A 21,230-nucleotide genomic window follows, 5' to 3' on the forward strand; every position below is an offset into this window, starting at 1 on the left:
TCTGCTCCTACGCCGGTTGTGTTGAGCCATGAAGTCTCCCACAGGGCGATCTTCAGACCGAGATCGCAAGCCAACCCTGTGGGAGCAAAGCTTGCTCGCGATGAGGCCTGCCGTCGCGCCTGACAACATCCCGGATTCACACTGAACGTTTCCCCCCACCCCCACCTCAAAACCGACAAGCCCACCTGAGCGGTCCCACCCATGGATCTTGTCGTCGCCCGGCCCGAAGGCCTGTATTGCACTGCCGGGGATTTCTATATCGACCCATGGCGCCCCGTGGAACGCTCGGTCATCACCCACGCCCATGGCGATCACGCGCGCACCGGCAACCAGCACTACCTGGCAGCCAGGCCTGGCGAAGGTATCCTGCGCTCCCGACTGGGCCAGGACATCAACCTGCAGACCCTGGCCTACGGCGAGCGCCTGGTACATCACGGTGTCACCTTAAGTTTCCACCCCGCCGGCCACGTGCTCGGTTCGGCCCAGGTGCGCCTGGAATACCAGGGCGAGGTCTGGGTCGCGTCGGGGGACTACAAGGTCGAGCCCGACGGCACCTGTGAGCCGTTCGAGCCCGTGCGCTGCCACACCTTCATTACCGAATCGACCTTCGGCCTGCCGATCTATCGCTGGCAGCCCCAGGCGCAGATCTTCGCCGAGATCAACCAGTGGTGGCGAGCCAACGCTGCCGCTGGCAAGGCCAGCGTGTTGTTTGCCTATTCGTTCGGCAAGGCCCAGCGCATCCTCCACGGCATCGATGCCAGCATCGGCCCGATTCTGGTGCATGGCGCGGTCGAGCCGCTGAACCGGGTCTACCGCGAAGCCGGCATCTACATTCCCGAGACCCACTATGCGGGGGACTTCAAGAAGACCGATCCGGCCTTGCGCCAGGCGTTGGTCCTCGCCCCGCCCGCCGCCGGCGGCAGCACCTGGATGCGTCGTTTTGGCGAGTACAGTGACGCCTTCGCCAGCGGCTGGATGCGTTTGCGGGGTAGCCGCCGACGCCGTGGCGTGGACCGGGGTTTCATTCTCTCCGACCATGCCGACTGGCCCGGCCTGTTGTGGGCCATCGAGCAAACCGGCGCCGAGCGCGTGATGGTCACCCATGGCTCCGTAGCCATTCTGGTGCGCTATCTGCGCGAATTGGGTCTGGATGCCGCCGGCTTCATCACCGAGTACGGCGATGAGGAAGAAGCCGTCAGCGAGGAGACGGTGACATCATGAAAGCCTTCGCCGAACTCTACAGTCGCCTCGACGCCACCACTTCCAGCAACGCCAAGCTGGCCGCCCTGCAAGACTATTTCGTCCATGCTGCCCCAGCCGATGCCGCCTGGGCCGTCTATTTTCTGGCCGGCGGCCGCCCTCGGCAACTGGTGCCGTCGCGCCTGCTGCGCGAACTGGCGGTACGGCTGTCCGGCCTGCCCGAATGGCTGTTCGAAGAGAGCTATCAGGCGGTGGGCGACATGGCCGAAACATTCTCCCTGCTGCTGCCCGAGAACCCCCACAGCTCTGACGCCGGGCTGGCGTTCTGGCTGGAGGAACTACTGTTGCCGTTGCGCGGCCTGTCGCCGGAGGCGCTGGGCGAACGTCTGCCGCCGCTCTGGGCGCAGCTGGATCAACAAAGCCTGATGGTCTGCCTGAAGCTCATTACTGGCAGCTTTCGCGTCGGCGTGTCGAAACTGCTGGTCACCCGCGCCTTGGCGCAGATGGCCGATCTGGACAGCAAGCGCGTGGCCCAACGCATGGTCGGCTATACCGACCTGTCCCATCAGCCCACGGCCGAGCGGTATCTCAAATTGATCGCCCCGGAGTCGGCCGACGAACACGCCCAGCGCGGCGGCCAGCCGTATCAATTCTTCCTCGCCCATTCGCTGCAACAGCCGGCCGATCAATTCGACGTTCTGTTGGGCGCGGTCGAAGACTGGCAGGTGGAGTGGAAGTGGGACGGCATCCGCGCGCAATTGGTCAAACGCGAGGGACGTCTGTGGATCTGGTCCCGGGGTGAGGAGCTGGTCAGCGAACGCTTCCCGGAGCTGCACTCACTGGTCGAGTCCTTGCCGGACGGCACCGTGATCGATGGCGAGATCGTCGTCTGGAAAGCGTCTGACGAGGCCGCGGCGCCCTCTGTGCAGCCTTTCGCCCTGCTCCAGCAGCGTATCGGCCGCAAGACCCTGGGCAAGAAAATCCTTGAGGACGTGCCGGTGGCGGTGCTCGTCTATGACTTGCTCGAATGGCAGGGCCACGATTGGCGCAGTCGCTCACAACAGGAACGGCGCCAGCAGCTTGAACAGGTGCTCCTTCAGGCCGCCGCCCCCTGCCTGCAACTGTCGCCCGTATTGACCGGCGAAACCTGGGCCGACCTCGCCACCCAACGCGAGGCATCCCGCCGCCTCGGCGTCGAGGGCATGATGCTCAAGGCCCGCGACTCCCTGTACGGCGTGGGCCGCACCAAGGACATGGGCGTGTGGTGGAAATGGAAAGTCGACCCGTTCAGCGTCGATGCCGTGCTCATCTACGCCCAGGCCGGGCACGGCCGCCGTGCCAGCCTGTACAGTGACTACACGTTCGCCGTCTGGGACAACCCGCCCGGCAGCCCGCAGCGCACCTTGGTACCGTTCGCCAAGGCCTATTCAGGTCTCACTGACGAAGAAATGCGCAAGGTCGATGCCATCGTCCGCAAGACCACCGTCGAGAAGTTCGGCCCGGTGCGCAGTGTCACTCCCACCTTGGTTTTCGAACTGGGCTTCGAGGGCATTGCCCTGTCAAAACGTCATAAAAGCGGCATTGCCGTACGTTTTCCGCGCATGTTGCGCTGGCGACTGGACAAATCCGTCGACGAAGCCGACAGTCTCGCCACCCTGCAGGATCTGCTGGCCTGACGCACCATAACGGAGCACTGTTTCACGGGTGACCGTTTTCGTGCGCAGGGGCCAGCCCGTCTGCATGCGCCCAAGCCATTTAAACGATCGTTTGTGGACTATGGTGCGAAAATTGCTGTCAAAATAGCGTCTGGCATTTGCCGGTAACGAGCGTCGCGTGCCCTGCACGCATCTAATGGTTTTAAGGACTGCACAATGAAAAAAGCATTGCTGACCCTTTCTGCGCTGGCCCTGGCTTTCTCCGCCGCAGGCGCCATGGCGAAGGACTACAAGGAACTGCGTTTTGGGGTCGATCCATCCTACGCTCCCTTCGAATCGAAAGCCGCTGACGGTAGCCTGCAAGGCTTTGATATCGACCTGGGCAACGCCATCTGCGCCGAGCTGAAGGTCAAGTGCAAATGGGTCGAAAGCGATTTCGACGGCATGATTCCCGGCCTCAAGGCCAACAAGTTCGACGGCGTGATTTCGTCGATGACCGTGACCGAAGCCCGTGAGAAAGTCATCGACTTCTCCAGCGAACTGTTCTCCGGCCCGACTGCGCTGGTGTTCAAGAAAGGTGCAGGCATCACTACCGACGTCGCCAGCCTGAAAGGCAAGACCGTCGGCTACGAACAAGGCACCATTCAAGAGGCCTACGCCAAGGCCGTGCTCGACAAGGCCGGGGTCAAGACCCAGGCGTACGCCAACCAGGACCAGGTTTACGCCGACCTGGTCTCCGGTCGTCTCGACGCTTCCGTGCAAGACATGCTCCAGGCCGACCTGGGCTTCCTGAAGTCGCCACAAGGCGCTGACTATGAAGTCAGCAAGCCGATCGACGATCCACTGTTGCCGGCCAAGACCGCCGTGGGTATCTCCAAAGGTAACAAAGACCTGAAAGCCCTGCTCGACAAGGGTATCAAAGCGTTACACGCCGACGGTACCTACGACACGATCCAGAAGAAGCACTTCGGTGACCTGAACCTGTACAGCGGCAAGTAAGAGCGCGTAACGACGCCCACGGCTCGCGAGAGCGTGGGCGTTTTTTTGACCGGCAAAGGCCTGATTCATGTTCGATGACCTTTTGCAGCACCTGGGGCTTGCCGCATTCAGCTTGAAGGGTTTCGGCCCGCTGCTGTTGCAAGGCACCTGGATGACCATCAAATTATCCTTCCTGTCGCTGCTGGTGAGCGTTGTGCTCGGCCTGCTGGGCGCCAGTGCCAAATTATCCAGCGTCGCACTGCTGCGCATGCCGGCTCAGGTGTACACCACCCTGATTCGCGGCGTGCCGGACCTGGTGCTGATGCTGCTGATTTTCTATAGCCTGCAGACCGGGCTGAACAGCTTCACCGACGCGGTGGGCTGGGACTACATCGAGATCGACCCGTTCGCCGCGGGCGTGATCACTTTAGGCTTCATCTACGGTGCCTATTTCACCGAGACCTTCCGCGGCGCCATCCTCGCCGTGTCCAAGGGTCAGCTGGAAGCAGCCACGGCCTATGGCCTGAGCCGGACCCAGCGGTTTCGCTACGTGATCTTCCCGCAAATGATGCGCTACGCCCTGCCGGGCCTGGGCAATAACTGGATGGTGATCCTCAAGGCCACGGCGCTGGTGTCGATCATCGGCCTGGCAGACCTGGTCAAGGCGTCCCAGGATGCCGGCAAGAGTACCTATCAGCTGTTCTACTTTCTGGTCCTGGCGGCCGTCATTTATCTGTTGATCACCAGCGCCTCGAACATCGTGCTGCGCATGCTTGAACGACGCTACAGTGCTGGCACCCGGGAGGCCGTACGATGATTGAAATCCTGCAGGACTACTGGCGCCCGTTCCTTTACTCCGACGGCCAGAACATCACCGGGCTGGCCATGACCCTGTGGCTGCTGAGCGCGGCCCTGCTGTTCGGGTTCGTCGTGTCCATCCCGCTGTCCATTGCCCGGGTGTCGCCACGGCCTTATGTGCGCTGGCCGGTGCAGTTCTACACCTACCTGTTTCGCGGAACACCACTCTACATCCAGTTGCTGATCTGCTACACCGGCATCTACAGCATTGCTGCGGTGCGCGAGCAGCCTGTGCTCAATGCGTTCTTTCGCGACGCCATGAACTGCACCATCCTCGCTTTCGCCCTGAACACCTGTGCCTACACCACGGAGATCTTCGCCGGCGCCATCCGCAGCATGAACCACGGTGAAGTCGAGGCCGCCAAGGCGTACGGCCTGCGCGGCTGGAAGCTCTATGCCTACGTGATCATGCCTTCGGCCTTGCGCCGTTCGCTGCCGTTCTACAGCAACGAAGTGATCCTGATGCTGCACTCCACCACCGTGGCCTTCACCGCTACCATCCCGGACATCCTCAAGGTCGCCCGCGACGCCAACTCGGCCACCTTCCTGACGTTCCAATCCTACGGCATCGCCGCCGTCATCTACCTGTGCATCACCTTCACCGTGGTCGGCCTGTTCCGGTTGGCCGAACGCCGCTGGCTGGCGTTCCTGGGTCCGGCGCACTGAGGCTGTCATGGAACAACGTATTCATTCTCTGATCGCACCCGTGCCGGGCACTGCGCGACAAATCCACAGTTTTCACTACGGTCCCCAGGACAGCGGCGCCAAGGTCTACATTCAGGCGTCGCTGCATGCCGATGAGTTACCGGGCATGCTGGTGGCGCACCACCTGCGCCAACGCCTGGCCGAGCTGGAAACCGCCGGCAAGCTCAACAGTGAAATCGTCGTGGTGCCAATGGCCAACCCGATCGGCCTGGAACAGGTGCTGATGGACACCCCGCTGGGGCGCTACGAGCTGGAGAGCGGGCAGAACTTCAACCGCCTGTTCGTCGACGTCAGCGCCGAAGTGGCGGCTGAGGTCGAGCCATTGCTCGGGGACGATGCCCAGACCAACGTCGAGATCATCCGCTGCAGCCTGCGCGATGCGCTGGCCCGGCAGTTGCCGACCACGCAACTGCAATCCCAGCGCCTGACCCTGCAACGGCTGGCCTGCGATGCCGACATGGTGCTGGACCTGCATTGCGACTTCGAAGCCGTGGAACACCTGTACACCACACCCGAGGCCTGGCCGCTGGTGGAACCGCTGTCGCGTTACCTGGGCAGCCAGGCCAGCCTGCTGGCCACTGATTCGGGCGGGCAATCATTCGATGAGTGTTTCTCCCTGGTCTGGTGGCAGCTGCAACAGCGCCTGGGCGAGCGCTTCGACATACCGCTGGGGTGCTTTTCGGTGACTTTGGAGCTGCGCGGTCAGGGCGATGTCAGCCATGCCTTGGCCACGCGAGATTCGTTGGCGATCCTCAATTACCTGGTGCATTTCGGCGCCATCGAGGGCGAGCTGCACCCGCTGCCCGAATTGCTCTACCCCGCGACAGAGCTGGCGGCCGTGGAAACCGTGGGCACGCCGGTGGGCGGATTGCTGGTGTACTGCGCGCTGCCGGGGGAATACCTGGAGGCCGGGCAACTGATCGCCGACATCATCGACCCGCTGACCGATGCGGTCACGCCGGTCTACAACCAATTCGCGGGCCTGCTGTATGCCCGTTCGCTGCGACGCATGGCGACAGCCGGCATGGTCATCGCCCATGTTGCCGGCACCGAGGCCCATCGCAGCGGCTACCTTCTTTCGCCTTGAGGACCTTCGCCCCATGTACAAACTGACCATCGACGGCCTGCACAAGAGCTATGGCGACAACCAGGTACTCAAAGGTGTCTCGCTCAAGGCCAGGACCGGCGACGTGATCAGCCTGATCGGCGCCAGCGGTTCGGGCAAGAGTACCTTCCTGCGCTGCATCAACTTTCTCGAGCAGCCCAACGACGGCGCCATGAGCCTGGACGGCAAGCAGATCCGCATGGTCCAGGACTCGGGCGGCATGCGCGTGGCCGATGCCGATGAGTTGCAGCGCATCCGCACCCGCCTCGCCATGGTGTTCCAGCACTTCAACCTGTGGAGCCACATGACCGTGCTGGAAAATATCACCATGGCACCGCGCCGGGTGCTTGGGGTCAGCAAGCTGGAAGCCGAAGAGCGCGCCCGTCGCTACCTGGACAAAGTGGGGCTGCCAGCCCGTGTGGCCGATCAATACCCGGCGTTTCTGTCGGGCGGCCAGCAGCAGCGCGTGGCCATTGCCCGGGCCCTGGCCATGGAGCCGGAAGTCATGCTGTTCGACGAACCCACTTCGGCGCTGGACCCGGAATTGGTGGGCGAGGTGCTCAAGGTGATCCAGGGCCTGGCCGAAGAAGGCCGGACCATGATCATGGTGACTCACGAGATGAGCTTTGCCCGGCAGGTGAGCAGCCAGGTGGTGTTTTTGCATAAAGGCCTGGTGGAAGAAGAAGGCGCTCCGGCGGATGTGCTGGGTAACTGCAAGAGCGAGCGGTTGCGGCAGTTCTTGAGCGGGAACTTGAAGTAAGCCTGTTGGAACGTGTCGCCTGCATCGCGGGCGACGTGGTGCAAAGATTGAATTACTCCTTCCCGGTCAAGGTCTCTGGAAGACCATCCCCGGGAAATCGTCCTCGCGCATGCCCTCCCCGCCCTCCTTCGCCCAGCAATGGTTCGCCGCCCGCGACTGGAAGCCGTTCGCCTTTCAAAAAGAAGTCTGGGCTGCCGTCAAAAAAGGCGAGTCGGGGATGCTGCATGCCAGCACCGGTGCCGGCAAGACCTATGCCTTGTGGTTTGCCGCCCTGCAGCAATTGGCCAGGCCAGGCCCTGTCAGCACGGGTAAACGCAAAGCGCCCAAACCGCCGATCACCGTGCTGTGGATCACGCCCATGCGTGCCCTGGCCGCCGACACCGCTCGCGCCTTGCAAGCGCCGCTGGACGAACTGCAGATCGACTGGAGCCTGGGTATGCGCACGGGTGACACCGGCAGCAGCGAACGCGCTCGCCAGTCCCGGCGCCTGCCCACCACGCTTGTCACCACCCCGGAAAGCCTGACCCTGCTGTTGGCCCGCGAAAATGCCGCCGACGAATTGGCCACCTTGCGCATGGTGGTGGTGGACGAGTGGCATGAATTGATCGGCAACAAGCGAGGCGTCCAGTTGCAGCTGGCGCTGGCCCGCTTGCGCCGCTGGAGCCCCGAACTGATGGTCTGGGGCATCTCCGCCACTCTTGGCAATCAGGCGCACGCGCAGGACGTGCTACTGGGAGCCGGCCAAGGGGTCACGGTGCAGGGCGCAGAAGCGAAGACCATCGAAGTCGACACCCTCTTGCCGGCCGCCATCGAGCGCTTTCCGTGGGCCGGGCACATGGGCTTGCGCATGCTCGAAGCCGTGGTCGAGCAGATCGACAGCAGCGCCAGTTGCCTGGTCTTCACCAACACCCGCTCCCAGGCAGAAATCTGGTATCAGGCGATTCTCGACGCCCGTCACGACTGGGCCGGCATCATTGCCTTGCACCACAGTTCGCTGTCACGCGAGGTGCGCGACTGGGTGGAGCTCGCACTCAAGCAGGGTCAATTGAAGGCCGTGGTCTGCACGTCGAGCCTGGACCTTGGAGTGGATTTTCTGCCGGTGGAGCGCGTGTTGCAGATCGGCTCGGCCAAGGGCATCGCCCGCCTGATGCAGCGCGCCGGTCGCTCGGGGCATGCACCGGGGCGGGCCTCGCGGATCACCCTGGTACCGACCCACAGCCTGGAATTGGTGGAGGCCGCTGCGGCTCATGATGCAGTGGCACAACGGCGTATCGAACCCCGCGAGTCGCCCTGCAAACCCCTCGATGTGCTGGTGCAGCACTTGGTCAGCATGGCCTTGGGCGGCGGTTTCGTTCCTGCTCGGCTGTTATCGGAAGTGCGCAGCGCCTGGGCCTATCGCGATTTGACGGACGAGGAATGGCAATGGGCCCTGGCCTTCGTCCGACATGGCGGCGAATCCCTGACGGCATACCCGGACTATCGCCGCGTAGAGCCCGACGAGCAGGGCCTGTGGCGCGTGCCGGACGCCAGGTTGGCGCGACGCCACCGCATGAGCATCGGCACCATCGTCAGCGACGCCAGCATCCAGCTGAAATTCTGGAGCAAGGGGGGCGGCGGTCGGACGTTGGGCAGCGTGGAAGAAAACTTCATCGCTCGCCTGCGCCCGGGCGACGGCTTCCTGTTTGCCGGGCGTCAGCTGGAGTTGGTGCGGGTGGAAAACATGACCGCCTACGTCAAACGCAGCACCGGCAAGAAAGCCGCCATACCACGCTGGAACGGCGGGCGTATGCCCCTTTCCAGCGAACTGGCCGATGCCTTGGTGGAAAAACTGGGCGCCGCCGCCCGAGGTGAATTCGAGAGCCCCGCCATGCAGGCGGTCAAGCCGCTGCTGCAGATTCAGCAACAGTGGTCGGCGCTGCCGACCGAGCAAACCTTGCTGGCCGAGACCCTGAAGTCGAGGGAGGGCTGGCACCTGTTTCTCTATCCCTTCGCCGGCCGCCAAGTGCATTTGGGCCTGGCCAGCCTGCTCGCGTCACGGATGAGCCAGCAGCAGCCACTGACCTTCTCCATCGCCGTGAATGACTATGGTTTCGAGCTGCTCAGTGCCACGGCCGTCGATTGGGCCGTGGCACTTTCACACTCGCTGCTGAGCCCGGAGAATTTGCTGGCCGATGTCCTCGCCTCGCTCAACGCCGGAGAACTCGCCCTGCGCCGCTTTCGCGAAATTGCGCGAATTTCGGGGCTGGTGTTCGGCGGCTACCCTGGTTCGCAGAAAAGTACGCGGCAGGTGCAGGCCTCCAGCGGCCTGTTCTTCAACGTGTTCAGACAATATGACGCCGGCAACCTGTTGCTGTCCCAGGCTCAAGAGGAAGTATTGCGCCAGGAGCTGGACGTGGACAGGTTGCAGTTGACGCTGCAACGCCTCAATGAGCGCACCCTGGACCTGCACGCACTCAAACGACCCTCGCCCTTGGCGTTCCCGCTGCTGGTGGAACGCTTTCGTGAAAGCCTGACCTCGGAAAAACTGGCCGATCGCATTGCCCGCATGGTCGGCGAGCTGGAACGGGCTGCGGGTCCGGAGCAGGAACCTTGAATCCTTATCACGTGGCGTACCTGCAAGGGGTCGAATTGTGGTTGCTGGCGGACAAAGCCATTTATTGGCCTCAGCACAAAGCCCTGCTGATTGCCGATGCGCACTTCGGCAAGGCCGCCGCCTACCGCAAGCTGGGGCAACCGGTGCCCCATGGCACCACAGCCACCAACCTGATGGTACTCGATCGCTTGCTCAGCGCTTACGACGCGGGCTGGCTGATCTTTCTGGGCGACTTTCTGCATGCGCCCGGCTCACATTCGCCCACCACCCTGGCCGCATTGAGCGAGTGGCGCCAGCGTTATCCGCAGCTGCGCATCACCCTGATTCGGGGCAACCATGACCGCCGCGCCGGTGATCCGCCCGCCGAGCTGGAATTCGAGGTAGTGGGTGAACCCTTGCTGCTGGGGCCGTTGGCCTTGCAGCACGAACCCCGGCCGCACCCGCAAGCCCACGTACTGGCCGGCCACGTGCATCCGGTCTATCACTTGCAGGGACGGGGTCGGCAGCGTTTGCGCCTGCCGTGCTTTCACTTTGGCGCACAGGTCACGCTGTTGCCGGCGTTCGGTGCGTTCACCGGTGGTTATCAAGTCCAGGCAGAGGTCGGCGAAAAGATCTACGTCGTCGGCGATCAGCGCGTGTGGCCGGTCAGGACCCCCTAGAGCAGCCTGTCAGGCCACCGGGGCGGGTGGCGGCTGATCCGGAATTGTCGGCTCACCGGGTTCGGTGGGTTGCTCGTTGGGGCTGTCTGGCCCGGGCTGGCCCGGGATGCCGCCAACCATGTTCGGATGCGGCAGCGCCATCAGCGCCCAAGCCAGCAGGCCGATCTGATTGTGCTCGAACTGAGCGGCTTTCGACGTGGTGAAAGACGGGTTGTATTTCATGAGTCACTCCAGAGCTTGGTCCGACCCACCTGACGCGGATCGAAACCGTTCACTTGAGTAGAGCACGAAAGCTCGGCGAAATTCCCGTCAGCTGCATGACATGTCCTTTAGGTACGTGGCAGGGTGACGCCGCGCTGGCCCTGGTACTTGCCGCCACGGTCCTTGTAGGACACCTCGCACTCTTCGTCGGATTCCAGGAACAGCATCTGGGCCACACCTTCATTGGCGTAGATCTTGGCCGGCAGGGTGGTGGTATTGGAGAACTCCAGGGTCACGTGGCCTTCCCATTCCGGCTCCAGCGGCGTGACATTGACGATGATGCCGCAGCGCGCGTAGGTACTCTTGCCCAGGCAGATGGTCAGCACGTTACGCGGAATGCGGAAGTATTCGACGGTGCGGGCCAGGGCGAAGGAGTTCGGCGGGATGATGCAGACGTCGCTTTTGATGTCGACAAAGCTTTTCTCGTCGAAATTCTTGGGGTCGACGGTAGCCGAGTTGATGTTGGTGAACACCTTGAATTCATCGGCGCAACGCACGTCGTAGCCGTAGCTGGACACGCCGAAGGAGATGACGCGGTCGGCGCCTTCACCGCGCACCTGGCGCTCGATGAAAGGTTCGATCATGCCGTGCTCTTGCGCCATGCGGCGAATCCACTTGTCCGATTTGATGCTCATGGCGGTGTCCTGAATAACGAGGTGATTGAATCTGCCCGGCATCTTACCGGCCTGCGCCCTGCTCTTCAAAGCCTGGGCGCAATTTGCCGCCTGCCGGGCAGTTGGCAGCCCCGGAGGGCGCCTATGGTCGAGAATTGCAAAGAAGCGTGAAAAGACCCATTGGCACCTCTATAAAAAAGGTTTAAGGTGGCGTCACTGTGTTGCTTGTGTCACTGAGAATCTCTACCCGATGTCCAACATCTACACGAATTTTCCTGCTCTTTGCACTCAGTCTCGGCCAGGGCGTTTCCTGAACCGCAGTTAACTTTGTCCAAGGAGATACACCATGTCCAATCGCCAAACCGGTACCGTCAAGTGGTTCAACGATGAAAAAGGCTTCGGCTTCATCACCCCACAATCCGGTGACGACCTGTTCGTTCACTTCAAAGCCATTCAAGCTGACGGCTTCAAAAGCCTGAAAGAAGGCCAACAGGTCTCTTTCGTCGCTACCCGCGGCCAGAAAGGCATGCAAGCTGAAGAAGTTCAAGTCGTTTGATTTGAGCTGAACAGCTTCTGAAAAAGCCCGCCCTTACCCGGCGGGTTTTTTTGTGCCTGAGGAAAGCAAGCCCCCCCTGCAGGACCGACAGGGCTCGCGTACGAGGCCGGTCGGTCCTGCAGGGGGTGCGCGTTAATCGTCGCTGACAGTGATACTCGGCATCGCCACCGCAGCCGCTTCCTGCAACACAATACGCGCGCCAACGTGCCGGGCCAATTCCTGGTAGACCATGGCAATCTGGCTGTCCGGTTCGGCAATGACCGTCGGCCTGCCACTGTCGGCCTGTTCGCGAATCAGCATGGACAGCGGCAGCGAGGCCAGCAGCTCCACATCATATTGCGCCGCCAGCTTCTGCCCACCGCCCTCACCAAACAGATGCTCGGCGTGGCCGCAGTTCGAGCAGATGTGCACGGCCATGTTCTCCACCACACCCAGCACCGGAATGTTGACCTTGCGAAACATTTCCACGCCTTTACGCGCATCCAGCAGGGCGAGGTCCTGAGGCGTGGTGACGATCACCGCCCCCGCCACCGGCACTTTCTGCGCCAGGGTCAGTTGGATGTCGCCGGTGCCTGGGGGCATGTCGATCACCAGGTAGTCCAGGTCGTTCCAGGCGGTCTGGGTGATCAGTTGCAGCAAGGCACCGGACACCATCGGCCCGCGCCACACCATCGGCGTGTTGTCATCGGTGAGGAAGGCCATGGACATGACTTCGACGCCATGGGCCTCGATCGGCAAGAACCACTTCTGATCCTTGACCTTGGGCCGAGTGCCCTCGGCGATCCCGAACATCACGCCCTGGCTGGGGCCATAGATATCGGCATCGAGAATACCCACACGGGCGCCCTCCCGGGCCAGGGCCAAGGCCAGGTTGGCGGCGGTAGTGGACTTGCCCACGCCGCCCTTGCCCGAGGCCACGGCCACCACGTTCTTGACGTTGGCCATGCCGGGGATCTGCGCCTGCGCCTTGTGCGCAGCGATGACGCAGGTGACCTCGACCTTGGCGCTGTCCACGCCCTCCAGACCCTCGATGGCCAGTTGCAGCATTTGCGCCCAGCCGTTCTTGAACAGCCCGGCGGCATAGCCCAGCTCAAGGGCCACGGTCACCTGTGCGCCGTCGACCGCAATGCTGCGGACACAGCCGGCGCTGACCGGATCCTGGTTCAGGTAGGGGTCGGTATATTGGCGAAGCACGGCTTCCACCGCTGCGCGATTGACGGCGCTCATGGCTACTCCCTGATAAAGACTGAGCAAAACAGGCGGCTATAGTAAGGGCCGCAGGCGACGGTTGCACGCAACGTCGCCCAGAGTGCAATAAAAGCCCACGAGCGGCAGTGAATGAACACCGGTGATGAAAAATCGGCCCCGGCCCTTTATAGTGATCGGTCTTCGTTTGACTTCAAGTAGCCGAGCCCATGTCCGAGCCACGCCAGATTCTCGTTACCAGCGCCCTGCCCTATGCCAATGGATCAATCCACCTTGGCCACATGGTCGAATACATCCAGACCGACATGTGGGTGCGCTTCCAGAAGCATCGTGGCAACCAGTGCATCTACGTCTGCGCCGATGATGCCCATGGCTCGGCCATCATGCTGCGTGCGGAAAAGGAAGGCATCACCCCGGAACAGCTGATCGCCAAGGTCCAGGCTGAACACAGTGGCGACTTTGCCGACTTCCTGGTGGAGTTCGACAACTTCCACTCCACTCACGCCGAAGAGAACCGCGAGCTGTCCAGCGCCATCTACCTGAAGCTGCGCGATGCCGGGCATATCGCCACGCGCTCGATCACCCAGTATTTCGACCCGGACAAGCAGATGTTCCTGGCCGATCGCTTCATCAAGGGCACCTGCCCCAAATGCGGCACCGTCGACCAGTATGGCGACAACTGCGAGCACTGCGGCGCGACCTACGCCCCCACCGACCTCAAAGACCCGAAATCAGCCATTTCCGGCGCCACGCCGGTGCTCAAGGACTCCCAGCACTTTTTCTTCAAGCTGCCGGACTTCCAGCAGATGCTTGAAACCTGGACCCGCAGCGGCACGCTGCAGGAACCGGTCGCCAACAAGCTGTCCGAGTGGCTGGACAGCGGTCTGCAGGAATGGGACATCTCCCGTGACGCGCCGTACTTCGGCTTCGAGATCCCCGGCGAACCCGGCAAGTATTTCTACGTGTGGCTGGATGCGCCCATCGGCTACATGGCCAGCTTCAAGAACCTCTGCGCGCGGCGTCCGGAACTGGATTTCGATGCGTTCTGGCGCAAGGACTCCACTGCCGAGCTGTACCACTTCATCGGCAAGGACATCGTCAACTTCCACGCGCTGTTCTGGCCGGCGATGCTCGAAGGCGCAGGCTACCGCACGCCCACAGGCATCAACGTGCATGGCTACCTGACAGTCAACGGGCAGAAGATGTCCAAATCCCGTGGCACCTTCATCAAGGCCCGCACCTACCTTGATCATCTGTCACCGGAATACCTGCGCTACTACTACGCCGCCAAGCTGGGGCGCGGGGTGGACGATCTCGACCTGAACCTCGACGACTTCATCCAGAAGGTCAACTCCGACCTGGTGGGCAAGGTGGTGAACATTGCCAGCCGTTGCGCCGGTTTTATCCACAAGGGCAATGACGGCGTGCTGGTGGCCGGCGATGCCGCCCCGGAGCTGACCGAAGCCTTCCTGGCCGCCGAGCCGAGCATCGCAGAGGCCTATGAAAACCGTGATTTCGCCCGCGCCATGCGCGAGATCATGGCCCTGGCCGACCGCGCCAACGCCTGGATCGCCGACAAGGCGCCGTGGTCACTGGCCAAGCAGGACGGCCAGCAGGATGCCGTCCAGGCCGTATGTGCGGCAGGTATCAACCTGTTCCGTCAGTTGGTGATTTTCCTCAAGCCAGTGTTGCCGTTGCTGGCGGCAGATGCCGAGGCATTTCTCAATGTGCCGCCGCTGCGCTGGGCTGATCACCTGACCCAACTGGGCAACCATCAGCTCAACGCCTTCAAGCCGCTGATGACGCGGATCGATCCGGTGAAAGTGCAAGCCATCACCGACGCCTCCCGCGAAGACCTCGCCGCCAGCCAGGCGGCACCGGTCGCTGTCGGCAATGGCGAGTTGGCCAAGGACCCGCTGTCGGCCGAAATCGACTTCGATGCGTTCGCTGCCGTGGACCTGCGGGTTGCGCTGATCGTCAAGGCCGAACCTGTCGAGGGTGCCGACAAGCTCCTGCGTTTGACCCTGGACATCGGCGACGAGCAACGCAACGTCTTTTCCGGCATCAAGAGCGCCTACCCGGAACCGGCAGCGCTCGAAGGACGGCTGACAATGATGATTGCCAACCTCAAGCCTCGGAAGATGCGCTTTGGCATATCCGAGGGCATGGTGATGGCTGCCGGCCCTGGCGGCGAGGAAATCTACTTGCTCAGCCCGGACAGCGGCGCCCGGCCTGGCCAGCGTATCAAGTGACCCACAACCCACCTGGCCGTGCCTTTCGCACGGCCAGGTCGCCTGTATCGACATGAACCTCATCCAGCGTATCGACGCCCTGCTGCCCCAGACCCAATGCGGCAAATGCGGTCACCCCGGTTGCCGCCCCTATGCCACAGCGCTGGCCCGCGGTGCGGAACCCATCAACAGATGTCCACCCGGCGGCGATGAGACCATCGAGGCTTTGGCGCGCCTGCTGCAAACGCCGGTGATTGCCCTGGACCCCGAGCGAGGCAGCGCGCCCGCAGTCGTTGCCTACATCCGCGAAGCGGAATGCATCGGCTGCACCAAATGTATCCAGGCCTGCCCGGTGGACGCCATCGTCGGCGCGGCACGGCTGATGCACACCGTCCTCACCGACGAATGCACCGGCTGCGATCTGTGTGTGGCCCCCTGCCCGGTGGATTGCATCGACCTGCTGCCACTGCCCTCGGCCAACGTGATCCCGTTGGTGGGCGGCTTGGCCCATGATCCGCAAACCAAGGCCCGCCGCAAGGTCAAACGCGACCACGCTCGTCAACGCTTCGAGCAGCGCAACGAGCGCTTGCGCCGTGAGGAGCAGTTGCGGCAGGCCCAGCGGGCGGCCCGGGCAGCACCCGCGGTTGTCGAGAGGGTGACGGCCACGGCACCGGTACCGGCCGTGACGGTCGCGCCCGACCGCGCCCTGAAACAGGCGAAGATCGCCGTCGCCATGAGTCGTGCTCAATTCAACAAGTCGATCCGGGCCTTCGGCTCCCCCCCCACCGCCGAGCAGCACGCGCTACTCAGCCAATTGCATCGCGAAGTCGAGACAGCCGAAGCGCTGCTGCTCGGCTTGACGCCACCGGCCCTGGAGCCCCCGACGCCATGAACGCTGCCAAACGCCTGGAAATGTTCCGCCGCTGGCACGAGGACAACCCGGAACCAAAGACCGAGCTGGCCTACACATCGCCCTTTGAATTGCTGATTGCCGTGATTCTGTCGGCCCAGTCCACCGATGTCGGGGTCAACAAGGCGACCGCCCGCCTCTTCCCTGTGGCCAGTACCGCAGCGGCCATGCATGCCCTGGGCGTGAACGGCCTGTCCGAGTACATCAAGACGATCGGCCTGTACAACAGCAAAGCCAAGAACGTGATCGAGACGTGCCGTCTGCTGGTCGAACACTATGACGGCGAGGTTCCACAAACCCGAGAAGCCCTCGAAGGCCTGCCCGGCGTAGGCCGCAAGACTGCCAACGTGGTGCTCAATACCGCGTTCCGGCAGTTGACCATGGCGGTGGATACCCATATTTTTCGAGTCAGCAACCGAACCGGACTGGCGCCAGGAAAAAACGTCGTCGAGGTGGAAAAAGCCCTGATGAAGTTCGTGCCACGCCCTTACCTGCTTGATTCTCACCACTGGCTGATCCTGCACGGCCGCTACGTATGCCAGGCCCGCAAGCCACGCTGCGGCAGCTGTCGCGTCGAAGACCTGTGCGATTACAAACACAAGACTTCGGATGATTGACCCCCTGCGATTGAGAAACTATTGCACTTTATATCGTCGCGATTGAAAAAAACTTTTTTACCCGCATCGGGAATGTCGCTATAAGGTCGGCCAATGGCACTGCACGCCTGGAGTTGAACGATGAGCGACGATAGAGACGAAGTGGAAGTGGACGAAGATTTTGTCGCAGCGGATAACGACGAAGCCGAGGCCCCCGTGGAGGTGGCCAAAACCAATCTGAGCAAACGCCGGACTATCGACAACCTGCTGGAAGAACGCCGTCTGCAGCGGGATCTGGCCGATTATGACTTCGACCTCTGACACCTAGATCGGCTGATACAGTCTCAGAGCTCGTTGCGCTGGGCGAGCTCGATCAGGTCAACCAGGGAACGCGCGTTGAGTTTGACCAATAGCCTGGTTTTGTAGGTGCTGACCGTCTTGTTGCTGAGAAACATGCTGTCAGCGATTTCCTTGTTGGTTTTGCCCCTGGCGAGCTGGCGCAGCACCATCATCTCGCGACCGGACAGGCGCCCGACCAGCTCCGTCTCGCTGGCGTTGCCCAAGCTGGAACGAACCGAGTGCAAGGCCTGGTTGGGAAAATAGCTGTATCCGGACAACACGGCCTTGATGGCGCCCAGCAGCTCGCTGCATTCCTGTTCCTTGCACACGTAGCCAGCGGCACCGGCCTGCATGCAGCGCATGGAAAAATGACCGGGCGCATGGTCGGTCAGCACCAGCACCTTGACCAGCAGCCCGGCGCTGCCCAACCGGCGGATCACCTCGAGTCCGTTGAGCTTGCGCACACCGATTTCAAGAATCATCAGGTCAGGCTCGAGCTCACGAACCAGTTGCAGGGCATCGGCGCCATTGTCAGTCTCCGCCACCACGTCATAGCCGTGGCGCTCCATCAGCAAACGTACCGCCAGACGGACGACAGGATGATCATCCACGATCAGTACTTTATTCATGGCACATTCACATACTCGCAATTCTGATTCTCGGGGTGCCTAGAGGGCATGCCCCCTGTCAACGCCCACGCTGATAGCGCGCACAGTAAAGTAGGTAACTCCCTGGAAGAGGCTCTGGAAAAGACTAACTTATCAAGCAACAATAACACCTGCTTGCGCACACCTCGCGGCGAAGAAGCATTACATAAGCGCAACAGGGGATCAATGAGGGTTTTTCCTACAAGGCCTGTCAGTGTGTTGCAAAACTTTAGAACTTCAGGATTTTATTGGCGACATGTAAAACAAAAGAAACATCCTACCGGGGGGCGATAAACTTTCTTACAACCTCAATTGAAAAAATAACCCGACATTAAAAATAATTATTGCTGGGCATTTTTACAACGGCTTGGTTTATCGTGTGACCCTATCGCCGTCCTTTACTGAGGGAGCTGCCCCATGGACCGAAACCTGGTGAACATTACCAGCCCGCTAACGATTATCGCGCTGTTCGCAGCGATCATCGAGGCCTCGGCGCTGGCGTCGCTGCCTTTTCTCAATGATGACAGCCAGGATATCTACACCTGGTTCCTGGTAGGCTTCCCACCTTTCCTGACTCTGTTATTTTTTGTAACGCTAAACTTCAACAGCAAGGCATTCTATCCCTCTCCTGAAACGCCCAGTTCATCCGCAGCCCCCTGCCACCCGCGTGCCGACACACCGGCAGCGAACAACGCAGTGGTGATCCTGTTAGGCGATCAATATTTTTGTAACCTGACGCGCCAAAGCCTGGCCGCCCCATTAAAAAAACTGGATCACCTGCACCATCTGAAGACTCGAGTCATTGCCTGGAATAGAGAAACAGCTGGTGAAGCCTTGATATCCGCACTGACAAAAAACCAGATTGAACAACACTGAAAACAATTGAAATAATAAACCCGAAAAAAAACCCGGCGAGCCGGGTTTTTTATTGCCTTGGAGCCTGCAATCAGAACAGCTTGCGGCCCTTGTTGGCGGCGATGCGCATGCGCAGGGCGTTCAACTTGATGAACCCGGCCGCATCCGCCTGGTTGTATGCACCGCCATCTTCTTCAAAGGTAGCAATGTTGGCGTCGAACAGGGATTCATCCGACTTGCGACCGGTCACGATCACATTGCCCTTGTACAATTTCAGGCGCACTACACCGTTTACGTGAGCCTGGGAAGCATCGATCATCTGTTGCAGCATCAGGCGCTCAGGGCTCCACCAGTAGCCGGTGTAGATCAGGCTGGCGTACTTGGGCATCAGCTCATCCTTGAGGTGCGCAACTTCGCGGTCAAGGGTGATGGATTCGATGGCGCGGTGAGCGCGCAGCATGATGGTGCCGCCCGGGGTTTCGTAACAGCCGCGGGACTTCATGCCCACGTACCGATTCTCGACGATGTCGAGGCGGCCGATACCGTTCTCGCCGCCGATACGGTTGAGCGTGGCCAGCACAGTGGCCGGGCTCATGGTGACGCCGTCGATGGCCGTGATATCGCCGTTGCTGTAGGTCAGCTCGAGATAAGTTGGAACATTCGGGGCGTTTTCCGGGGAAACCGTCCAACGCCACATGTCCTCTTCATGCTCGGTCCAGGTGTCTTCAAGTACACCGCCCTCGTAAGAGATGTGCAGCAGGTTGGCATCCATCGAGTAAGGCGATTTCTTCTTGCCATGGCGCTCGATCGGGATCGCGTGCTTTTCGGCATAGTCCATGAGCTTTTCGCGGGACAGCAGGTCCCACTCGCGCCAGGGGGCGATGACCTTGACGCCAGGCTTGAGCGCATAGGCCCCCAGCTCGAAACGCACCTGGTCGTTGCCCTTGCCGGTGGCGCCATGGGAAATGGCATCGGCGCCGGTTTCGTTGGCGATTTCGATCAGGCGCTTGGCGATCAACGGACGTGCGATGGAGGTACCCAGCAGGTACTCGCCTTCGTAGACGGTGTTGGCGCGGAACATCGGGAAGACGAAATCGCGCACGAATTCTTCGCGCAGGTCGTCAATGTAGATTTCCTTCACGCCCATGGCTTGCGCCTTGGCACGGGCAGGCTCGACTTCCTCGCCCTGCCCCAGGTCGGCGGTGAAGGTCACCACTTCACAGTTGTATGTATCCTGCAGCCACTTGAGGATCACCGAAGTGTCCAGGCCGCCGGAATACGCCAGAACGACCTTGTTTACGTCCGCCATGCCATCACTCCACGGGGTTGTACGGAAAGCGGTCGATTCTACCGGTCTCCCCCGTGGATTTACAGTGTCGCGACAGCAGATGACGACAAAGCGACGTGAAGGACGGCTGCCCGTCTTCACCCGGCCAAGATTACCCGGCCGGCTTGGCGGGGGTACTGGCGGGAGTGCCAGGCGGGGCGGCGGGTTTGGCCGCTGCCGTCCCTGCCGGGGCCGCGGGTACGGCCGGCGTCAGTGCAGGCGCAGCCGCCGGGGCCGGAGCTGACGGGGCCGGTTTATCCACTGGGGCGCCCCGCTCCAGTTGCACATTGACCCGGCGGTTCTTCGCCCGGTTGGCGGCGCTGGTGTTCGGCACCAGGGGGAACTGCTCGCCATGGAAGCGCACAGTGATCTGCTCTTCGGCAACGCCATGGGCTTTGAGATAGTCGACCACCGACAGCGCACGGCGCCGTGACAGGTCGCGGTTGGTCAGACGGTTACCACTGTTGTCGGAGTGTCCGTCCAGTTCGATACGATTGACCGAAGGATCAGCCTTCATATACGCCAGAATGCTGTCCAGCTGGCGTTTGCCCGCCGCGTCAAGGTCAATACCGCCACCCGGGAAGCCGACCTGAGTCATGCGCACCTGATCGAAACTGACCGACAGCAGCTTGGTCCCGCAGGCTTCATAGTCACTGAAGGCCTTGGCGAACTTGATCGGCATCATTCGCACCTGCACCGGCCCACCGTTGCTGCCGACGCCGCGCACGACCACGCTGCGGCCTTCCAGCAAACCACTGAGCAAGCCGCTGGCCTGACTTTGCGAGCTGGTAAAAATCACTTCACCACTGCTCAGATGCACCGAACCCAGACTGACATCGCCACGTCCGGGCTGCCAAGGCGCCGCCGCAGCGAACAGGCTGGCCGTGCCCGCACCCAGCATGTTGCTGGTGGAAGTCATGCGAAAGACCGCTTTCTCGCCCGCCTTGCGCACGAATTCACCCGCGCCGAAATCGGCGATGGGCTGAGTCAGGCGGCATTCGAACTGATCGCCGCCCACCGACCATTCAACTTTCTCCAGACGGGTCTGGAAGTTCAGGGCCATGGCCGGGAGGCTGGCAAACAAACTGAGCAAGGCAAGGTATCGCTGGCGCACGGGAGGCTCCAAAGGTCTTTACAACGTACCTCTGGGGTATCGGACGGGCTTTGCAAAACTT

At 61.6% G+C, this 21,230-nt stretch carries 20 protein-coding genes and 1 pseudogene; 15 read left to right on the plus strand and 6 right to left on the minus strand.

Features of this window, described 5'->3' with window-relative positions:
* Window positions 1-201: 201 nt before the first annotated feature.
* From HB675_RS00005 to pdeM, 9 genes are all read left to right on the plus strand, one after another.
* A complete protein-coding gene (locus HB675_RS00005; RefSeq protein ID WP_213875038.1) occupies window positions 202-1,221 on the plus strand; it encodes a ligase-associated DNA damage response exonuclease in 1,020 nt (339 codons plus the stop codon).
* Complete coding sequence (locus tag HB675_RS00010; RefSeq protein ID WP_213875039.1) at window positions 1,218-2,876, plus strand: ATP-dependent DNA ligase; 1,659 nt, start codon at window positions 1,218-1,220, stop codon at window positions 2,874-2,876. The genes HB675_RS00005 and HB675_RS00010 overlap by 4 nt, the downstream gene beginning before the upstream one ends.
* A gap of 195 nt (window positions 2,877-3,071) precedes the next feature.
* Window positions 3,072-3,854 (plus strand): transporter substrate-binding domain-containing protein, encoded by a 783-nt coding sequence (locus HB675_RS00015; protein ID WP_213875040.1) that lies wholly within the window; start codon window positions 3,072-3,074, stop codon window positions 3,852-3,854.
* Between the two features lie 67 nt (window positions 3,855-3,921).
* A complete protein-coding gene (locus HB675_RS00020) occupies window positions 3,922-4,650 on the plus strand; it encodes an ABC transporter permease (RefSeq protein ID WP_213875041.1) in 729 nt (242 codons plus the stop codon).
* The gene (locus HB675_RS00025) at window positions 4,647-5,357 is read left to right on the plus strand and encodes an ABC transporter permease (protein ID WP_213875042.1); all 711 of its coding nucleotides are present in this window, start codon (window positions 4,647-4,649) and stop codon (window positions 5,355-5,357) included. Before HB675_RS00020 ends, HB675_RS00025 begins: the two co-directional genes overlap by 4 nt.
* 7 nt (window positions 5,358-5,364) lie before the next feature.
* Window positions 5,365-6,483 (plus strand): succinylglutamate desuccinylase/aspartoacylase family protein, encoded by a 1,119-nt coding sequence (locus HB675_RS00030; RefSeq protein ID WP_213875043.1) that lies wholly within the window; start codon window positions 5,365-5,367, stop codon window positions 6,481-6,483.
* Between the two features lie 13 nt (window positions 6,484-6,496).
* Window positions 6,497-7,261, plus strand: a complete 765-nt coding sequence (locus tag HB675_RS00035) for an ATP-binding cassette domain-containing protein (RefSeq protein WP_213875044.1) — start codon at window positions 6,497-6,499, stop codon at window positions 7,259-7,261.
* 109 nt (window positions 7,262-7,370) lie between these two features.
* A complete protein-coding gene (locus HB675_RS00040) occupies window positions 7,371-9,854 on the plus strand; it encodes a ligase-associated DNA damage response DEXH box helicase (RefSeq protein WP_213875045.1) in 2,484 nt (827 codons plus the stop codon).
* Entirely contained in the window at window positions 9,851-10,513 is a 663-nt protein-coding gene (gene pdeM / locus HB675_RS00045) for a ligase-associated DNA damage response endonuclease PdeM (RefSeq protein ID WP_213875046.1), read from the plus strand. Before HB675_RS00040 ends, pdeM begins: the two co-directional genes overlap by 4 nt.
* Before the next feature lie 9 nt (window positions 10,514-10,522).
* On the opposite strand, the gene HB675_RS00050 is transcribed toward pdeM, so the two are convergent.
* Window positions 10,523-10,735, minus strand: coding sequence for a hypothetical protein (locus tag HB675_RS00050; RefSeq protein WP_213875047.1), 213 nt, complete (start codon window positions 10,733-10,735; stop codon window positions 10,523-10,525).
* A 107-nt stretch (window positions 10,736-10,842) separates the two neighbouring features.
* Window positions 10,843-11,409: a dCTP deaminase gene (gene dcd / locus HB675_RS00055; protein ID WP_213875048.1), complete on the minus strand. Its 567-nt coding sequence runs from the start codon at window positions 11,407-11,409 to the stop codon at window positions 10,843-10,845.
* A gap of 325 nt (window positions 11,410-11,734) precedes the next feature.
* On the opposite strand from dcd, the gene HB675_RS00060 reads away from it, so the two are divergent.
* Window positions 11,735-11,944, plus strand: a complete 210-nt coding sequence (locus HB675_RS00060; protein ID WP_213875049.1) for a cold-shock protein — start codon at window positions 11,735-11,737, stop codon at window positions 11,942-11,944.
* Window positions 11,945-12,076: 132 nt separating this feature from the next.
* On the opposite strand, the gene apbC is transcribed toward HB675_RS00060, so the two are convergent.
* Window positions 12,077-13,171, minus strand: coding sequence for an iron-sulfur cluster carrier protein ApbC (apbC, locus tag HB675_RS00065; protein WP_213875050.1), 1,095 nt, complete (start codon window positions 13,169-13,171; stop codon window positions 12,077-12,079).
* A gap of 188 nt (window positions 13,172-13,359) precedes the next feature.
* Here apbC and metG point away from each other — a divergent pair, with 188 nt between their 5' ends.
* The 4 genes and pseudogenes from metG to HB675_RS00085 all read left to right on the plus strand — a co-directional run bounded on the left by metG (window position 13,360) and on the right by HB675_RS00085 (window position 17,208).
* Window positions 13,360-15,402, plus strand: a complete 2,043-nt coding sequence (gene metG, locus HB675_RS00070; protein WP_213875051.1) for a methionine--tRNA ligase — start codon at window positions 13,360-13,362, stop codon at window positions 15,400-15,402.
* 52 nt (window positions 15,403-15,454) lie between these two features.
* Window positions 15,455-16,245: pseudogene (locus HB675_RS00075) on the plus strand (RnfABCDGE type electron transport complex subunit B); the annotation flags it as partial.
* Window positions 16,246-16,269: 24 nt separating this feature from the next.
* Window positions 16,270-16,908, plus strand: coding sequence for an endonuclease III (nth, locus tag HB675_RS00080; RefSeq protein WP_213875053.1), 639 nt, complete (start codon window positions 16,270-16,272; stop codon window positions 16,906-16,908).
* A 120-nt stretch (window positions 16,909-17,028) separates the two neighbouring features.
* Window positions 17,029-17,208 (plus strand): hypothetical protein, encoded by a 180-nt coding sequence (locus HB675_RS00085; protein ID WP_213875054.1) that lies wholly within the window; start codon window positions 17,029-17,031, stop codon window positions 17,206-17,208.
* 23 nt (window positions 17,209-17,231) lie between these two features.
* Here HB675_RS00085 and HB675_RS00090 read toward each other — a convergent pair whose 3' ends face one another.
* Window positions 17,232-17,855, minus strand: coding sequence for a response regulator transcription factor (locus tag HB675_RS00090; protein WP_213875055.1), 624 nt, complete (start codon window positions 17,853-17,855; stop codon window positions 17,232-17,234).
* 435 nt (window positions 17,856-18,290) lie between these two features.
* On the opposite strand from HB675_RS00090, the gene HB675_RS25760 reads away from it, so the two are divergent.
* Window positions 18,291-18,749 (plus strand): hypothetical protein, encoded by a 459-nt coding sequence (locus HB675_RS25760; RefSeq protein ID WP_256737437.1) that lies wholly within the window; start codon window positions 18,291-18,293, stop codon window positions 18,747-18,749.
* Between the two features lie 70 nt (window positions 18,750-18,819).
* Here the strand turns inward: HB675_RS25760 and HB675_RS00100 are convergent, their stop codons facing one another.
* The gene (locus HB675_RS00100; RefSeq protein ID WP_213875056.1) at window positions 18,820-20,037 is read right to left on the minus strand and encodes an argininosuccinate synthase; all 1,218 of its coding nucleotides are present in this window, start codon (window positions 20,035-20,037) and stop codon (window positions 18,820-18,822) included.
* 130 nt (window positions 20,038-20,167) lie between these two features.
* Window positions 20,168-21,169 (minus strand): OmpA family protein, encoded by a 1,002-nt coding sequence (locus HB675_RS00105; protein WP_213875057.1) that lies wholly within the window; start codon window positions 21,167-21,169, stop codon window positions 20,168-20,170.
* Window positions 21,170-21,230: the final 61 nt, after the last annotated feature.

Source organism: Pseudomonas sp. dw_358, assembly GCF_018449655.1.
GTDB lineage: Bacteria > Pseudomonadota > Gammaproteobacteria > Pseudomonadales > Pseudomonadaceae > Aquipseudomonas.

Bases quoted from the DNA above. Each gene is read 5' to 3' on its own strand.
- HB675_RS00005 (WP_213875038.1), top strand. From the start codon at position 202: ATGGATCTTGTCGTCGCCCGGCCCGAAGGCCTGTATTGCACTGCCGGG.
- HB675_RS00010 (WP_213875039.1), top strand. From the start codon at position 1,218: ATGAAAGCCTTCGCCGAACTCTACAGTCGCCTCGACGCCACCACTTCC.
- HB675_RS00015 (WP_213875040.1), top strand. From the start codon at position 3,072: ATGAAAAAAGCATTGCTGACCCTTTCTGCGCTGGCCCTGGCTTTCTCC.
- HB675_RS00020 (WP_213875041.1), top strand. From the start codon at position 3,922: ATGTTCGATGACCTTTTGCAGCACCTGGGGCTTGCCGCATTCAGCTTG.
- HB675_RS00025 (WP_213875042.1), top strand. From the start codon at position 4,647: ATGATTGAAATCCTGCAGGACTACTGGCGCCCGTTCCTTTACTCCGAC.
- HB675_RS00030 (WP_213875043.1), top strand. From the start codon at position 5,365: ATGGAACAACGTATTCATTCTCTGATCGCACCCGTGCCGGGCACTGCG.
- HB675_RS00035 (WP_213875044.1), top strand. From the start codon at position 6,497: ATGTACAAACTGACCATCGACGGCCTGCACAAGAGCTATGGCGACAAC.
- HB675_RS00040 (WP_213875045.1), top strand. From the start codon at position 7,371: ATGCCCTCCCCGCCCTCCTTCGCCCAGCAATGGTTCGCCGCCCGCGAC.
- HB675_RS00050 (WP_213875047.1), bottom strand. From the start codon at position 10,735: ATGAAATACAACCCGTCTTTCACCACGTCGAAAGCCGCTCAGTTCGAG.
- dcd (WP_213875048.1), bottom strand. From the start codon at position 11,409: ATGAGCATCAAATCGGACAAGTGGATTCGCCGCATGGCGCAAGAGCAC.
- HB675_RS00060 (WP_213875049.1), top strand. From the start codon at position 11,735: ATGTCCAATCGCCAAACCGGTACCGTCAAGTGGTTCAACGATGAAAAA.
- apbC (WP_213875050.1), bottom strand. From the start codon at position 13,171: ATGAGCGCCGTCAATCGCGCAGCGGTGGAAGCCGTGCTTCGCCAATAT.
- metG (WP_213875051.1), top strand. From the start codon at position 13,360: ATGTCCGAGCCACGCCAGATTCTCGTTACCAGCGCCCTGCCCTATGCC.
- nth (WP_213875053.1), top strand. From the start codon at position 16,270: ATGAACGCTGCCAAACGCCTGGAAATGTTCCGCCGCTGGCACGAGGAC.
- HB675_RS00085 (WP_213875054.1), top strand. From the start codon at position 17,029: ATGAGCGACGATAGAGACGAAGTGGAAGTGGACGAAGATTTTGTCGCA.
- HB675_RS00090 (WP_213875055.1), bottom strand. From the start codon at position 17,855: ATGAATAAAGTACTGATCGTGGATGATCATCCTGTCGTCCGTCTGGCG.
- HB675_RS25760 (WP_256737437.1), top strand. From the start codon at position 18,291: ATGGACCGAAACCTGGTGAACATTACCAGCCCGCTAACGATTATCGCG.
- HB675_RS00100 (WP_213875056.1), bottom strand. From the start codon at position 20,037: ATGGCGGACGTAAACAAGGTCGTTCTGGCGTATTCCGGCGGCCTGGAC.